The sequence below is a fragment of the Acidobacteriota bacterium genome (assembly GCA_026393675.1).
In the GTDB taxonomy this organism is placed as follows: Bacteria; Acidobacteriota; Vicinamibacteria; order Vicinamibacterales; family JAKQTR01; genus JBAXOX01.
In genome coordinates, this window is the sequence record JAPKZQ010000043.1 from 78,394 (window position 1) to 95,336 (window position 16,943).

Annotated in this window: 9 protein-coding genes; 2 read left to right on the forward strand and 7 right to left on the reverse strand. The window is 65.7% G+C overall.

Annotated features, from left to right (window positions below; translation table 11 throughout):
* Nucleotides 1-16: 16 nt before the first annotated feature.
* The 5 genes from lptB to NT151_11100 are packed head-to-tail and all read right to left on the reverse strand — an operon-like array spanning nt 17 to nt 9,185.
* Entirely contained in the window at nt 17-742 is a 726-nt protein-coding gene (lptB, locus tag NT151_11080; protein ID MCX6539457.1) for an LPS export ABC transporter ATP-binding protein, read from the reverse strand.
* On the reverse strand, nt 743-2,866 hold the full coding sequence (locus NT151_11085) for a hypothetical protein (GenBank protein MCX6539458.1): 2,124 nt from the start codon (nt 2,864-2,866) through the stop codon (nt 743-745).
* Nucleotides 2,863-4,590, reverse strand: coding sequence for a single-stranded-DNA-specific exonuclease RecJ (recJ, locus tag NT151_11090; protein MCX6539459.1), 1,728 nt, complete (start codon nt 4,588-4,590; stop codon nt 2,863-2,865). The genes NT151_11085 and recJ overlap by 4 nt, the downstream gene beginning before the upstream one ends.
* The gene (locus NT151_11095) at nt 4,590-5,594 is read right to left on the reverse strand and encodes an acetyl-CoA carboxylase carboxyltransferase subunit alpha (protein MCX6539460.1); all 1,005 of its coding nucleotides are present in this window, start codon (nt 5,592-5,594) and stop codon (nt 4,590-4,592) included. Before NT151_11095 ends, recJ begins: the two co-directional genes overlap by 1 nt.
* A 21-nt stretch (nt 5,595-5,615) precedes the next feature.
* Nucleotides 5,616-9,185: a DNA polymerase III subunit alpha gene (locus NT151_11100; protein MCX6539461.1), complete on the reverse strand. Its 3,570-nt coding sequence runs from the start codon at nt 9,183-9,185 to the stop codon at nt 5,616-5,618.
* Between the two features lie 154 nt (nt 9,186-9,339).
* Between NT151_11100 and NT151_11105 the strand changes: the two genes are divergently transcribed.
* Nucleotides 9,340-10,584: a PQQ-binding-like beta-propeller repeat protein gene (locus NT151_11105; protein MCX6539462.1), complete on the forward strand. Its 1,245-nt coding sequence runs from the start codon at nt 9,340-9,342 to the stop codon at nt 10,582-10,584.
* Here NT151_11105 and NT151_11110 read toward each other — a convergent pair.
* Together NT151_11110 and NT151_11115 are read right to left on the reverse strand one after the other, a co-directional pair.
* A complete protein-coding gene (locus tag NT151_11110; protein ID MCX6539463.1) occupies nt 10,556-11,782 on the reverse strand; it encodes a PLP-dependent aminotransferase family protein in 1,227 nt (408 codons plus the stop codon). The two genes, NT151_11105 and NT151_11110, sit on opposite strands and share 29 nt — an antisense overlap.
* A 7-nt stretch (nt 11,783-11,789) precedes the next feature.
* Nucleotides 11,790-12,800, reverse strand: coding sequence for a hypothetical protein (locus NT151_11115; GenBank protein ID MCX6539464.1), 1,011 nt, complete (start codon nt 12,798-12,800; stop codon nt 11,790-11,792).
* Between the two features lie 151 nt (nt 12,801-12,951).
* Between NT151_11115 and NT151_11120 the strand changes: the two genes are divergently transcribed.
* On the forward strand, nt 12,952-16,938 hold the full coding sequence (locus NT151_11120; protein MCX6539465.1) for a HAMP domain-containing sensor histidine kinase: 3,987 nt from the start codon (nt 12,952-12,954) through the stop codon (nt 16,936-16,938).
* Nucleotides 16,939-16,943 lie beyond the last annotated feature (5 nt).

Here is a 16,943-nt window from a genome sequence, read left to right on the forward strand (position 1 = left end):
AGTGCTTCGGGTACCGTCAGTCCAGCCGGAAATCCGCGCCCAGATAGATGCGCCGGACTTCTTCGTCCGCGGCGAGGCTCTCGGGGGTTCCACTTCTGAAAATCACACCGTCGTTGACGATGTACGCACGGTCGGTGATGCGCAGCGTCTCCCGCACGTTATGGTCGGTGATGAGCACGCCGATGCCGCGTTCCTTGAGGTGGAAGATGATTTTCTGAATGTCCGAGACGGCAATCGGATCGATGCCGGCAAACGGTTCGTCGAGCAGGATGAACTGCGGCGAGATGACCAGCGCCCGGGTGATCTCCACGCGCCGGCGCTCACCGCCCGACAACGTGTAGGCCGGCGCATCCGCCAGCGGCGTCAGGTTCAGCTCGGCCAGCAGCGCGCGGAGGCGAGCCCGCCGCTCGGCACCCTTGATATGGAGCGTCTCGAGAATCGCGTAGATATTCTGCTGAACCGTGAGGCCGCGAAACACCGACGGTTCCTGCGGCAGGTACCCGATGCCCTTGCGGGCCCGGATGTACATCGGGTCGTCAGTGACGTCCTTCCCGTTCAGCAGCACCCGGCCCGAATCAGGCGCCGTCAGGCCGACCGTCATGTAGAACGTCGTCGTCTTGCCCGCGCCGTTGGGTCCAAGCAGGCCGACCACTTCGCCCGAGGCGACATCGACACTCACGCCCTTGACGACCGTGCGGCCGCCGTAGGATTTGGTGAGGGCGTCAGTGCGGAGCGTGGCCATTCAGTCTTTTCGTGGCTCTCCGCACTTCGCGCCACTTTTCATCTGCGTGCGGTGTTCCTCGTTCCCGTCGACGGTGATCGTATTCGAATCCTTGGAGAAACTCAATTTCCAGCCGGTGGTTTCCCGGGAGTCCGCGCACACCTTGACGGGCGCGCCGAGCATCAGGTATTTGCCGTCGTCAGCAAAGTACGTCAACCGGTCGCCTGTGGCGAAGCGCATCCCATCCTGCGTGGTGACGTTCGCATACGCCTCCACCCGATCGAGCTCGCTGCCAGACACCTTGAGGTACATCTCGATCTTGTCGGCGTGAAGATCTCCCTGCGGTCCCGATGCGTGGGCGTTGGTCGTATACGTGGCGCGGCGCTGCGCGTCCTCGTAGTGCATCGTGTCGGCCACCGCGATGCTCGACATCCGATCCACGCGCTTGGTCTTGGGGTCGGTCTGCTCGAGCATCAGCGTCGATCGGGCGTTGCCCTTCGAACTCAGGTTGCCTCTGGCATCGTCGACGGTGACGGTATCCCCGGAGATGGCCGTATCGCCCTGCCAGAGCCGCGCATCCTTCGTATACACCGCCAGATGTTTCAGACCGTCGTACGCCAGCTGATCAGCGGTGGCGTACACCGGCTGATCCTGCTTCAACATCGCGGCACGGTGCACGGTCGCGGCCGTTCCTTTGGTCGACGCCGGCACCATCACGCTTCGCACATCCTGCTTCGCCGTCACCTGGCGCGTGTCGACTGTCATCTCGATCGTCTTGGCGTCAATGGTCACCTGACCGTCCGAGACCCGCGGCATCCGTCCCGTCGACTCGTCATTGCCATCCAACTCGACGACGCTCCGCTTCACCAGATACCGCGCCATGCCCGACGATGACCGCAACTGGTCCTCATCAAACCGCACCCCTCCGGCGAACTTCGCCTCGTCGATATCGCCCAGCCCCGGCTGCGTGGCAAGGTCCAGCACACGCCCGGTGACCCGCCGGATGACCGGACCAGACGCGGCTAGCCGGGTCTCGCGGTACACCACATTGCCGACGAACTTCGCCGATGTCAGCCCCTTGCCCGGCTCCCCCTTCGACGTCAGCGAACCAGCCGTGATCACCCTCTCGGGCTCCTCCTTGCTGGCCGGCAGCGTGAGCGTCATGTTGTCGCGGGCGGTCAATCCAGCAGCCGTGTTGCCGTCTGGCGAGAGGCGGATATCAATCCAGTCCGCCGTGATGCGACGTCCGCCGGCCGAGGCGTCCACCATGTCGACCGCGGCGTTGCGCGACAGGGTCGCGCCCTGCAGTGTCCGCCCATCGTCGCCGAACTCGAGGTTCACATCGTCGGCCTGCATACCCTTGACCGCGCCCGCCCCTTCGCCCATGCCGCTGATTCGGGAATTCCCGCGCATCTCCAGAGACGTGACCTTGGCGTCGTCATCGGTCAGGTACGCCGTCGCCGTATCGCTCTCCAGCACGCGCGTGCCATTGACCAGCTTGAATCCGCGCTCGAATCTCGCGTAGTGATCGCCGCGTGCCAGACTGGCCGCTCCCGCGTCGATCGTCGTCACAGCGCCGCCCGCCTTCTCCGGTGCCATCTTCAGCACCGCGCTCTCGAGGAACCAGATGACCTCACGATTCCGGTCGTACGTCATCCCGGTCGACGATCCGGACAGCCGGTTCCGCCTGAAGTAGAAGTGCTGGGGCGCCCTGAGCACACCCTCCTTCTGATTGAACGAGGCTTCGTCGGTCTGCGCCACCAGTCCATCGCTCGACGTCCATTCGATGGCTCCGCGCATCACGAGTTGTTCCCGGTTCGGACCAGCCTCGGCTTCGTTCCCCTTGAGCCGGAAGTCGCGCCCGTCGCGCTGAGGCACAAACACGCGTGGGGCGACCAATTTCTGGCGGCCGTCCTCGTAGGTGAGACTATGGTCGAAATCGATCTGATAATTCTCCTGTTGGGCGCCCAGGCTCCGCACCGACCCCTTCGTGACTTCAGCGATGGCCGTGCGGTCGAGGCGGCCTACACTCTGCGTATTCACGACGGGCGGCTTCGACCCGCGAATCGCAAAGAAGAGGACCGCGGCAAAGCCCACGCCGAACACGGCGATGGCTGCACGAAGCCATTGTTGCCATCGACTCATCGGTCGCCTCGTTCGGCCGCCCGCACATCCGCCAACGACACTTCGATCCGGGTGGTCCCGTTGAACGTATTCTGCTCGACCGAGAACGCCACGTCCAGTGCCGCACGGGCCTGTTCGATTTCAGATGCCCGCTCCGCGCTGCGCCAGAACACGCCGCGAAGTGCCACGCCATCCTGACGCAGACTCAGGCTCAGGTGTCGGTCCTTCAGCCGGCGGGGACCATCAGCCACCACGACGTCGCGCGCGCAGAAGAGCGGTTTCGCGTTGCCGGCCCCATACGGCGCCAAGGCCGACAGCGCCTCCACCAGGCCCGCGTTGATCTCCGGAAACCGCAACGCCGCGTCGAGTCTCAACCTGGGACGCACATCGTCAGGCCCGAGGCGCTCGTCGGCCCACCCGGTCACCGCCTGTCGAAACGCCTTGATCTTCCCCGACTCCATGGTCAGACCGGCCGCCGCGCGATGCCCTCCGAACTTCTCGAGAAATCCGGCGTGCGCCTCGAGCGCGCCGAGCATGTCGAATCCCGGAATACTCCGGCACGACCCATGGGCAGCGTCCCCATCAATGGATATGACGATGGACGGCCGGTGAAAGACGTCGACCAGCTTCGACGCCACGATACCGATGACGCCGCGATGCCACCCGTCCCCGGCGACCACGAGCACCGAACGCGCACCGATATCCGGATCGTTTTCCACCAGGCGCCGCGCCTCGGCGACGATGGCGCGCTCCTCCTGCTGACGCCGTTCGTTCTCGTGGTTGAGTTGCGAAGCCAGCTCGCGCGCCTCGGCGGCCTCGCTCTCGGCAGACGCCAGCAGCAGGCGCATGGCGATGTCCGGCGTGCTCATGCGGCCGGCGGCGTTGATCCGCGGCGCAATCATGAACGCCACGTGATAGCTGTCGATGGTCTTGCCCGTCAGTCCCGACGCCTCGATCAGCGCCCGCAGGCCGACCTTGTTGGGGCCGCGCGACAACGCCTCGAGTCCGAGCTTGGCAATCACCCGGTTCTCACCAACCAGCGGGACCACATCAGCCAGGGTCCCGATCGCGGCAATCTTCACGCACGCGGGCAGCCACCGATCGTGCCCGGTTCGCGCGCACAGCGCCTGCACCAGTTTCAGCGCGACACCGACACCGGCCAGGTTCTTGTCGGGATACGTGCACGACGGTTGCCTGGGATTGATGATCGCCACGGCAGCCGGTAACTCATCGTCTGGCTCATGATGATCCGTGATGATCAGATCGACGCCCAGTTCGCGCGCCCGGCGGCCCGCATCCATCCCGCGGATGCCGCAATCCACCGAGACGATGAGCCGAACGCCCTCGGCGTGGAGGCGCTCGATCGCCGGCGTATTCAGACCGTACCCGTCTCGAAGACGTTCGGGCACGAAGTGCCCCACGTTGGCGCCAAGCATATCGAGCGTCCGGCGCAGGATGACGGTGGAGGTGATGCCGTCGACGTCGTAGTCGCCGTGAATGACGATCCGCTCCCCGTTGGCAATGGCTCCCAGCAGGCGGTCAACCGCCGCGTGCATGCCATCCAGGCGAAACGGATCGTGGAGATGATCGAGTGAAGGATGGAGAAAACGCTCAGCCGCGTCCGGAGTCGTCAGGCCACGCAGACACAGCAGCCGGGCGAGCACTGGCGATATCCCGAGGGCCTCGGTCAACAGGCGAACCGGCGCATCCTCGCAAGAGAGTTCCTCCCAGACGTAGGACACCATCAGCGGGATCGTGATTCCGGCTGAGCACCTGCAGCCACGGCGCCGTCGACGAAATCCACGCCGAGCCGTCCCATGCCGCGGAACTTGTCGTAGCGGCGGGCGAGCCGTTCCTCCGATGACCATCCGCTGATCTCGGTCAACGTCCGCATGATCGCCCCATCAAGCAGTTCGGCGGCCTCCGCGGGATTCTGATGGGCCCCGCCGAGCGGTTCGGGCACGATCTCGTCCACGATCCCGAGACCGATGAGGTCCGGCGCCGTGAGCTTGAGCGCCTGGGCCGCCTCGACCTTCCGTGCGGAGTCCCGCCACAGGATGGCCGAGCAGCCTTCCGGCGGAATGACGCTGTAGATGGCGAACTGCTGGATGATCACGCGGTCGCCGATCGCAATCCCCAGCGCGCCGCCGCTGCCGCCCTCGCCGCATATCGCGATCACGATGGGTACGTCGAGCACGGCCATCTCCCGGAGGTTGTACGCGATGGCCTCGGCCACGCCCCGCTCTTCGGATTCGATCCCGGGAAAGGCCGCCGGCGTGTCCACGAACACGATCACCGGCCGGGCGAACTTCTCGGCCATCCGCATCGTCCGGATGGCCTTGCGATAGCCTTCCGGCCGCGCATACCCGAAGTTACGCACGATCTTTTCCTTCGTCGTGCCGCCTTTCTGGTGCCCGACCACGAGCACGTGCTGACCGTGATACCTGGCCGACCCACAGACAATGGCCTTGTCGTCGGCGAAACGACGATCGCCGTGGATTTCGGTAAAATCCGTAAAGAGACTCTCGATGTAATCCAACGTGCCGGGCCGGCCGGCGTGCCGGGCCACCAGCACACATTGCCAGGGCGTCAGGTTCGCGAAGATCTCGGCCCGCAGGCTCTCGGCGCGCCCCTTGAGCCGATCAATATCCTCGCCGCGTCTCTCGGTGCGCGGCATCAGGCTCAGCGCTTCGATCTCCTTCAGGAGGATCCCGACGGGTTCTTCGAATTCCAGCAGCTCAACAGCCATGACACTCCCCCAGGTGAGATCCTACCGCAGCGTGACCGTGCCCGGACCGCAGATCCGCTCGAGGTCGGCCACCAGGGCGTCCGAGGGTCGGACGCGCATCTGCCCCGACAGTTCGGCGCGCACCCGAAGATCGCGCTCGCCAGAGAGCACGTCGATCTCCAGGGCGACCCGGCACTCGCCCTTGTGACGCGCCAGGACATCCGACACGCTGCCCAACACGCGCTTGTCGTTGGCCGACGCCGCCAGACGAATCACGACTTGCTGTGTGACCTGCGCCCGCACAACTTCGATCGGCTGAATCTCAGAGGCGAGAATCCGCATCGTCTCGTCGTCTCGCTCGAACCGGCCCCGAACGAGCACGACGGCGTCATTTTGCAAGAGCGCCGCGGCCTTGCTGAACGCGTCCGGGAAGACCACCACCTCGATGGTCCCGTGCGGATCGTCCAGCATGAACGCCGCCATCCGGTCGCCCTTCTTCGTCTTGAGGGGACGCAGGGCGGCCACGATCCCGCCAACCGCCACGTCTTCGGAGGTACGGTGTGTCGCACCCGGGCCATCCGGCCCGTGTTCGTCATCGTCCTGCGCCTCAGGTTTCTCCTGCGCCGCAGTCAGTTCGCCGATGGTCCGGGCCCCGAACGTCCTGAGATCGTCGGCAAAGCGATCGATCGGGTGCCCACTCAAGTACAAGCCGAGGGCCTCTTTCTCGTAGGCCAGTTGCTGAGCATCGCTCCAGGGCGACGCGGCCGGCAGCGGAACAACGGTGTCTCCGCCAGCCTGTCCGTCGCCGCCGCCAAACAACTGCGTCTGCCCCTTGTCCCGATCGCGCTGATGCCGACTGCCGTACTCGACGGCGGCATCGAGCGCCGCTATCAGGCGGGGCCTGAACACGTGCGGCCGCTCGGTCGGCGCCGCCCCACCAAGCCCGGCCAGCGAATCGAACGCCCCTGCCTTCGCCAGACTCTCGAACACCCGCTTGTTGACGAGGCGCAGGTCGACGTCTTCACACAGGCGGTGCAGTGACTGGATCCGCCCCTGCTGTGTGCGAACCTGCAGCAGAGAGGCGATCGCGCCTTCGCCGACGTTCTTGACCGCGCCCAAGCCGAAGCGGACACCGGCAGGCGTCACCGTGAACGCCAGGTTGCTCTCGTTGATATCTGGAGGCAGGATGGGCACGCCCAGCTCGCGGCACTCGTGCAGGTAGGTGGCGAGTTTTGCCGTGTTCTGCGACTCGATGGTCAGCAGCGCCGCCATGAAGTGTTGAGGATAGGTCGCCTTCAAGTAGGCCGTGTGGTACGCCAACAGCGCGTACGTCGTGGAATGCGACTTGTTGAAGCCGTAGCCGGCAAACTGCTGGATGAGGTCGAAGACGCGAGTCGCTTTCTTTTCGGCGATGCCGCGCTCGATCGCCCGCGTCGTGAAGGCCTCCCGCTGGGCCTCCATCAGCGCGAGGTCCTTCTTCCCCATGGCCTTGCGCAGCAGGTCGGCCTGGCCCAGACTGAACCCGGCCAACTCGCTGGCGACCAGCATGACCTGCTCCTGATAGGCCATGACCCCGTACGTTTCCTTCAGGATGGGCTCGAGCTGGGGCAGCTCGTATTTGATCTCGACACGCCCGTGCTTGCGGGCGATGAAATCGTCGATCATGCCGCCTTTGATCGGACCGGGGCGGTAGAGGGCGTTCAGCGCGATCAGGTCCTCGAATCGGCGCGGCTTCGCCTTCCTCAGGATATCGCGCATACCCGAGCTTTCGAACTGGAAGACGCCAAGCGTCTGACCTTCGCAGAACAGATCGAACGTGCGCGTATCCTCCAACGGCAGCGTCTCGAGATCCAACCGCTCACCCGTCGTCGATTCGATCTGGTCCAGGGCGTCGCGGATCAAGGTGAGCGTGCTCAGGCCCAGAAAGTCGATTTTCAGCAGGCCGATCCGCTCGATCTCCTTCATCCCCCACTGCGTGGTGATTTCGTCGCGGGCGCCCTTGTAGAGCGGAGCAAACTCGGTCACCGGTCGCGGTGTGATCACGACCCCCGCTGCGTGCACCGAGGCGTGCCGCGCTATGCCTTCGAGCCGCTTCGCGACGCCGAGCAGTTCCGACACCCGCGTGTCATTGCGCTCGAGGTCGCGCAGCGCCGGGTTCTCCTCGAGCGCCTTGTCCAGGGTCATCTCGAGCACCGCCGGGATCTGCTTGGCGACCCGGTCCACCTCGGCGTACGACATGTCCAGCACACGGCCGACGTCGCGCACCACGGCCTTGGCCCTCATCGTGCCGAAGGTGATGATTTGCGCCACGTTCTCCCGGCCGTACTTGCGGGTCACGTACTCGATCACCTCGCCGCGCCGCCGTTCGCAGAAGTCGATGTCGATATCCGGAAGCGAGACGCGCTCCGGATTGAGGAAGCGCTCGAACAGCAGGTCGTACTGCAGCGGATCGATGTCGGTGATCTTCAGGCAATACGCCACCAGACTGCCGGCGGCCGATCCCCGGCCGGGTCCCACCGGGATGCCCTGCTCGCGGGCGTAGCGGATGAAGTCCCACACGATCAGGAAGTACCCGGGATACTTCATCCGCTTGATGACATCGACTTCGTATTGCAGTCGGGCGCGGTACTCCTCGATCGAGTGCCTCAGCCGCCCCTGCGCCGCCAGGGCCTGTAGACGCGGGAGGCGCACCTCGAAGCCTTCCCGCAATATGTGATCGAAGTAGCCTTCCACCGAATACGTGTCGGGCACCTGAAAGTTCGGCAGGTGCGGCCCGGCGTCGCTGAGGTCGACGTTGCACCGCTCGGCGATCTCGACGGTCCGACGCATCGCATCCGGATAGTCCCCGAACACCGCCGCCATCTCCTCCGGGGTCTTCAGGAAGAACTGGTCGCCGAAGTACTTCAGGCGCCCCGCGTCGTTGACCGACTTGCCGGTGCCGATACAGAGCAGGATGTCGTGAGGCTTGAAATCTTCCTGCCGCAGGTAGTGCACATCATTGGTGCAGACCAGCGGCACGCCGATATCGCGCGAAATCTCGACGAGGCCCCGATTGACGCCTACCTGATCGGGCAGCCCTTGGTTCTGCATTTCGAGGAAGAAATTGCCCGGCCCGAGCAGGTCCCGATAGGTCGCCGCCGCGTCGGTCGCCCGCTGCATCTGATCGGCCCGCAGGTGACTTGGCACCTCCCCCTTGAGACAACTGCTGAGGCCGATGATGCCCTTCGCGTGCCGGGCCAGCAGGTCCTTGTCGATTCTCGGCCGGTAGTAGAACCCTTCCGTGTAGCCGGACGAGACCAGTGTGATGAGATTGCGAAAGCCCTCGTTGGTCTCGGCGAGCAGTACCAGATGGTTGGCCGTCTCACCGATCGCGCCGCTCTTGGTCAGGCGACTGCCAGGCGCGACATACACCTCGCATCCCAGAATCGGCTTGATGCCGTGCGCGCGAGCCTTGTCGTGGAACGAAATCGCCGAGAACAGGTTCCCGTGCTCGGTGACGGCCAGCGCCGGCATCTTGAACCGTTCGGCCAGGCCGAGCAGTTCCTCGATGCGGCACGCCCCGTCGAGCAGCGAGTACTCCGTGTGCAGGTGCAGATGAACGAACTCGGCCATGTCACTCCCAGCCACAACGCGACGACACTGCGCCCCGGTGGGTCGACAGCCGTCGGGCTCTGGGGCTTTGACGTATTATACCGGTGTGGTGCGACCAATGACGGTGGGCCCGGCAACCCTCGCGGCACGTGTGTCTCTGCGTGGAGCCGCACGCGTGGTCCTGACGACCCTCGTCGTCTCGGCGCTGGTGCTGGCTCCCGGGGCACACCTCGCCTTCGGCGCGCCCAAGCGGCCTCCCGTGCCCGCGTTCTGGTCGCCGATCTATCCAATCTGGAACTTCGCGTTTGATGGGATCCCGGTGGGTCAGCCCGCCTTCGACCGCACCAACGCCTACGTGGGTCTTCGCGACGGTCGACTGGCCGCGGTATCCCTCATGACGGGCGAGGTGCTCTGGTCAACCAACCACGGCGTCACGGCACCTCCCGCCGCGATCGAAGGCCTGGTGCTGGCCGTCAAGGGTGCCACGATCATCGGTCTCGATAGCACCAAAGGCGAAATGCGCTGGCAGCAGGCGCTGGGCGCCCCGAGCGTGCTGGCTCCGACCGTCGGTCCGAACTGGATCGCCGTGATCACGACGAAGCCGGAACTGCTCCTGCTCCGCCCAGACGACGGCAGTCTCCTGTGGCGGCAGACACTCGCCGCCCCGGCGCGCGCCCTGCCGACCGGTGACACCGACCGCATCTTCATCGGTCTGACCAATGGCCAGGTGATCGCACTCTCCGCAAAAGACGGCGCGGCTCAGTGGACCCGCAAAGTCGGCGGCGAACCGCTGGTGCTGACGCTCAACAGGGACAGGGTCTTTGTCGGAACGTCAGACAACTTCCTGTGCGCGCTCATTGCCGACAATGGAAGGCAGAAGTGGCGGTGGCGGACCGGAGGCGACGTTGGTGGCGCCGTCGCGGCCGACGACAAGCGCGTGTACTTCGCATCGCTCGACAATTCACTGGTCGCGCTCGGCAGAGGCGGCGGCGACTTGAAGTGGGAGCAGCGCCTGCCATCGAGGCCTGTCGGAGGCCCCATCCTGGTCGGCGATACGCTCATCCTGGTGACCGTCGCCAGTGAGTTGAAGACATTTGCCGTCGACCGCGGCACGCTGATGGATTCTGTGGCGCTCGCCGGAAGGCCGCTGCACCAGCCACATCTGGTCCCCTGGGCCGGCCCGGTCCCGCCACGTGCAATTGTGTTGACGGCTGGAGGCCAGCTCTTCGCGATGGGCCCCACCGTCGAGCCGCCGCTCGAGCCGCTCGATCCGATGCCGGGCAATCTCGTGCTGCCGCCGGAGACGCTCGACCCGATCGAGCCGCCGCTCGTGCCGATGATCTACCCTCCCGGCAAGCTGCTGCTGCCGGAAACGCTGCCATCTGCAGTCATCAAGACGATCCCGCCAAGGCAGCCTTGACCACGCGCGCCAGGCGTCCCACACCTTCCGTGATGCGATCGATCGGCGGCAGCGAGAACGACAAGCGGATGAAATGCTGCCCGGTGCCATCGACGAAGAACGCGGCACCAGCCACATAGATGACCTTCTCTTGAGTAGCCCGCGCCAGCAGTGCCTCTCCACTCAGGTGCGTCGGCAGCGCCACCCACAGAAAGAAACCGCCCCGAGGCTCCTGCCAGGCCGCCACATCCCCCAGATGCTGGCGCATCGCCGATTCCATCGCCGTCTTCTTCTCGCGGTAGTGTGTCCGCAAGCCCGGCATCCGGGCGGCCAACACGCCACGCTTCCACGCCTCGAACACGATACGTTGATCGAGCGACCCGGTGCAGAGGTCCGCCGCCTGTTTGGCCAAATCGAGCCTGGCGACAAGCGATTCGGGCGCCACCACCCACGCGACACGGAAACCCGGCGCCAGGGTCTTCGAGAAACTGCTCAGATACACGACGCGGCCTTCCGTATCGTCTGCCTTGATCGGCCGGGTCAGGTGCGCCTCGTTCTCACCGAAGTAGAGGTCACCGTACGGATCGTCCTCGATGATGAGCAGGTTGTGTCGTTCCGCCAGCGCCAGCAGGCCCCGCCGCTTCTCCAACGAAATCAACTGCCCCGTGGGATTCTGAAAATTCGGCACGACATAGATCACGTTGACCCGCTTGCCGGCGGCGCGTTCCCGCACGAGCACCAGCTCGAGATCGTGCAGATCGATGCCATCCGCCTCCTGCCGCACGCCGACCAGATCGGCCTGCACATTGCGAAACGCCGCAATCGCCCCGGTATAGGCCGGCAACTCGACCAGCACGACATCGCCCGGATCGCAGAGCACTCGCGCGAGCAGGTCCAGCCCCTGCTGCGACCCGGTGGTCATCAGCACCTGGTCGGTGGTCGCCGCGATACCCCGGCCGGTCACGATCTCGGGAAGCGCGTCAACCAACGGCCGAAATCCCCTCGTGGGGCCGTACTGCAGGGCGTTTGGATCACTCCCGCTCAACAGCGACGACGCGATTTCGCGGAACTCAGCCCACGCGAATGCCTTCGGATCCGGATACCCGGGCGCGAACGAAATGATGTCGGGAATGCCCGCCGCCACCACCCCCATTTTGCGGATGGCCGAGCCTTGCATCTTCTCGCCGGCGCTGGACAGATAGGTGTCGTAGTTGATCATAATGGCGTCACCGTTCGAGGGGCTCGAGTCGGGTCGGGTTCACATCCACGGTCTCGGGCGCCGGGGATGTATGGCGTCGGTATAAGGACAGATAGGCTCCGAGCGCACTGAGCCCAAGATACTGGAACACGATGCCCCGGAACATCCAAGCCAGCAGCTGCAACGGAATCACCGCAAGACCGGCGAGCGGCACAAACGCGATCAGTCCGAGGCTGGTTGTGGCAATCAGCGACACGAACGTCGCGCCAATCACCAACCCCAGCACCACGCCCAGCACGCTGAAGGCCAGGCGGGGTTCGGCGCGCAGGAAGCCGAAGACCCGGCGCGCGCCGTTCCTGACGCTGCAATTCTCGACCACGATCACCGCCTGGATCAGCAGGTAGATAAAATTGATCAACGTGATCCAGACCACCATCGCCGCCGACAGCGCCACCGCGGCAAGCGTCCAGTCGAGACCGCTCTCGAGGTTGCCGCCGTACCGCCCAAACAGGATGCCCAGATACGCGCCTGCCGAGAGGACGTAGATCACGCCGAGCAGCAGCGCCAACCGAAGATAGCGCCGAAACACGGTCACACACCCGGTCTGGTAGCGCTCAATCGAGAACTTGGCCGCCGTCCAGAACGGGCGCAGCAGAAGCGGCGGCTCCTCAACCGCCACGGCCTCCCGTTCGCCCTGGGCGAGGATCACGACGCTCCCGCCTTTGACCAGCACCATGAAAGTCGCCCCGGTCGTGGCCACCAGCGCCACCGCGACCAGGAATGCCGCCAGCGCGTAGGGTTCGGCCAGCAGCGCCGACGCCACAAAGGCCATGCTCGTCCTCAGGTCTCCGCCCACCAGTTCGGGCAGATCCCGCCCGAGCACCAGGGCGACCAGCAACACGCCCCCGACAACGGGCACGCTGACCAGCATCTTGAACGTGGAATCCGCCACAAAATGAATGGCCGTCAACTGCCAGTTGGCCGCGGCGATGAGCGCGCCACGCTTGATGACGGTCTTGACCGTGACGTGTTGGATCATCGCGCGAGCCCGGATTATCCGCGAAAGGAGGGCCAGTGTCAGCCGCCTCCTCTTATAGCACGCTTTGCCGCGAGCCGTGCGCGCACGCCCGATCGGGCGGCCGCCTTGTCCCCGACCTCCGCCACGGTTATGCTGCTGGTGATCAGAACCGATGCGAATCCCGCCACCATACCGACGCGTGCTCACCTGGTTTGCCGCGCTGCAGCTGACCGTTGGTGTGGGCGGCCTCGGATGGGAAGTGCACCAGCTCGGGTGGAGCGATCGCGAGGCGATCGCCCGTGTCGGCGCGGGTGTCAAGACGTCGTTCGCGGCGATTGTCGCGGCGCTCGATGCCACCACATCGGACATCGCGGCCCGGCGCGATCTGATCAGCCGCGCGGCGACCGATCTGACCGCGAGCCGTGAGCTGTTCGCCGCCCTGGCCTCTCGCGTCGACGCCGACGCGGCGGTGACGGTCTACTCCGCCCAGGACACGCCACTGGCGTGGGCCGGTCGGCCGTCCGACCTCGGATGGCTGCGCGCCCGGGTGATCGGCCCTGCGGCCGTGTTTGTCGCGCCGGGTCCGTCAGGGACGCGCATCGTCAAGGTCCAACCGATCACTGAGCAGACAGCCGGGGCGACGACCCGCAGAATCGGGACCATCGTTTCCGAGCGGGATTTACCCTCCGCAGCGGCCGCCGGCCCGACAACCGACGCACTCCTGTGGCCGTCGGCGTTGGTTCCCGTGCACCTGCGTACCCGATACGAGGGCGCAGGCGAATCGCGGCACCCGAACGCGTTTCTGCTCGCCGCGACGTCGGGTGAACCTCTGCTGGAAGGGACCGTACTCGCCACCGATGTCGCATCGGCGAGGACCCGCCTGCGCCGAACGACCGGGGCAGCCGCCATCGGCCTTTGCGCCCTGCTCTGTGGGTGGCTGGCGCTGCCGTTGATGGCCCGATCGGCGCGGCGCCGATCGGGGATGGTTGCCGCGACTTGCGTCATCGGCGCCGTGTGCGCGATCGTCGGGGCCCGCGTGCTGGCCCGAGTGGCGGCCTCTTTGGCGGCCATCACGCCGACGCTGGATGTGACAGGGATCGTGGCTGGTGCGATCACACCGTACCTCGCCACGCCGGTCGATCTGCTCGCGACGGCCCTGGCCGTCCTGGCCATGGCCGCGATTGCGGGAGAGGCGGTGACTCGTCTTCGGATTGCGTCGAGACGCCATCGTCGAGTCGTCCAGCCAGGCACCGCATCGTTCGCGCTCTTTGTCGCGTCCCAGTGTGCGGCCGCCACCGCCGTCACCACCCTCCTGGCAAAGTACGACGCCGCGCTCCACGCGCTGGCGGAGGTTCCGGGCCTCGATCTCCTCAGCTTCTCCGTGCATCCCTGGGAACCGCGACGACTGGCCTTATCGGTCGCAATCCTTGGCCTTCACGCGGCGGTCGTGTGGGGAGCCGTCACGCTGCTGCGCTTCGGACTACTGTGGTTCAACCCCGGCAAAACGCTCCCCGTCCGCGCCGCCTGGACGCTCTGCTGGCTTGGACCGCTCGCCATCTGGGTCGTGGCCACCAGACTGACTCCGACCGACACACCAGGGTGGACCATCGTGCCGCCGGCCCTGCTTGCCATCGTCCTGGCCTGGGGATCGGTTCGCTTCGCGCATTGGCGGCGCCGGGCCTCGCAAAGCGCATCGATGTCTGCCCTGTTTCTCGCGCTGGCGTTGCCGTCGTACGCCTTCTACCCCGCAGCATTCGTCCACGCCACCAGCGCCAACCACTCGGTGGTCGAAACCCAGCTGGCCCCGCAGGTCATGCGACAGCGAGCCGAATTGCAGGTGCGGGTGCGCAGTGCCTGGAACCAGATTGATCGAGTGCCCGGCCTCGCCGAGTTGGCCGCCACGCAAGCTCCGCCGCGGACGGCGTCGCCGCCGACCGAATCGGCATTTCTGGTCTGGTCCCAAACCGATCTTGGCATCTATCGTCTGACCTCGGCTGTCGAGCTGTACTCCGCCGACGGTACGCTGGTCAGCCGCTTTGCCCTCAATCTGCCCGAGTACACGTCCACCCAGGAGAAATGGCAGGAGGCGTCGTGCGGCTGGGACATGGTCGAGGAGGTCTCTCCCTTCGGCTCTGAAGAGCGCCGGCTCCTGCACGCCGGGCGCGCCCTGTGCGCTGATGGGCCCACTGGCCGGCACATGGTCGGGGCGATCGTCATCCACGCGATGCTCGACTACGCCGCATTGCCGTTTCTCAGTTCGCAGAATCCGTACGTGGAGCTGTTCCGGACCGGCAGGAGCGCGGGGCCCGACAAGACGCACGCGCGGGAGACCGAGTTCGCCGTCTATGGCTGGAGTCGCCGGCCCCTGTTCGAGTCCGCCTCGGGGGCGTCCAGTCTCGACGACGAGACGTTCCGCCGCGTCTACGCATCCCGGACGCCGTTCTGGACGAAGCAGGTTTCGGCCGGACGCTCCTACGACGTCTATCTCTCCAACGACCGGGGGGGCATCTACGCGCTCCGCCTGCCGAGCCTCGATGCATTGGGGCATCTCGTGGTGTTGGCCGAACTCGCAACGCTCGCCGGAGTCGTGTATGTGCTCTGGCTGCTGCTCGGTGCGTTCGCCAGCGCGCTGGGTCTCTCGGCAGCCGACCGCGGCCGCGATCTGTTCAACGAGATCAGGGCGAGCTTCTACCGCAAGCTCGCCCTCGCGGTGGTCGCCGCAGCCGTTGTGCCGGTGTTGTTTCTCGCGGCCCTCGCCCAGAATTACATGTCGGGGCAGCTGCGCGCCGGCATTGAAGAGGCCGCCATCCGGACCGCGACCGTGGCGCAACGCGTGGTCGAGGACTACGACCGGCTCCAGGAACGCACTGACAGCCCTGGCCAGCCGCTAACCGACGACATCATGGTCTGGATCGCGCGGGTGATCGATCAGGATGTCAACGTCTACGACGGCGCCCTGCTGGCCGCCACCAGCGAGCGGGATTTATTCGCGTCCGGACTCCTGCCCACGCGCACATCAGCGAACGTCTTCCGGGCCATTGCACTCGACCGGCGCGCGACATTTGTCGGTGAGGAACGCGCGGGATCGTTCTCATATCTGGTAGCGGCCGCACCAGCCCGTCTTTCCGGCCACGACGCCATCCTGACGGTTCCTCTGACGCTGCGGCAGCAGGCGATTGAGCGCGAGATCGATGACTTGAACCGGCGGATCCTGCTGGCCGTGGTCTTCTTCGTCCTGCTTGGCTCAGGACTCGGATGGTGGATGGCGGAGCGCATCGCCGATCCGGTGCGCGCCCTCCAGCGGGCCACCAGGAAGCTGTCACAGGGCGATCTCGATGTCCGGCTCGTGATGACCTCGTCGAACGAGCTGAGCCGCCTGGTTGACGCGTTCAATGCGATGGCGGTCGACCTCAAGCGCCACCAGGCATCGGCCGAACGCACCCACAAGCTCGAGGCGTGGGCGGACATGGCCCGCCAGGTTGCTCACGAAATCAAGAACCCTCTGACGCCCATCCAGCTCTCGGCCGAGCATCTGCGGCGGGTGCACCAGGATCGTGGATCGCCGCTGGGCCCGGTGCTGGAGAACTGCATCGATTCGATCCTGACGCAGGTGCGGATGCTTCGGCAGATAGCCGGGGACTTCTCGAGTTTCGCGTCGTCTCCGACGCCCCGGCCGGTACAGATTACGCCGGCCGACCTGGTGGCCGAAGTGATCGCCCCCTACCGCACGGGGCTTCCGTCAGGCATCCACCTGTCGGTTGATGTGCCGCCGACGCTTCCGGCCATCTCGGTGGATCGGTCGCTGGTCGGCCGGGCCCTCGCCAACGTCGTCGAGAACGCCCTGCACGCGATGCCGGGCGGAGGCTCCCTGACGATCAGCGCCCGCCTGTCGACCGACCTCCACCGCCTCGAATTCAGTGTCCGCGACACGGGCGTCGGTATGGAACGCTCCGCACTCGGCCGCATCTTCGAGCCCTACTTCTCAACCAAGGCGATTGGCACCGGGCTGGGGCTCACCATCGTCAAACGCAATGTCGAACTCCACGGCGGTACCGTCGTCGTCGACAGCGAGCCCGGCGTCGGCACGCTGGTGACGCTGTCCCTGCCGGTTGTCGACAGACCATCCCCTGAGGAGTCGGTAGACGGTAGGAATCCATAGGGGCG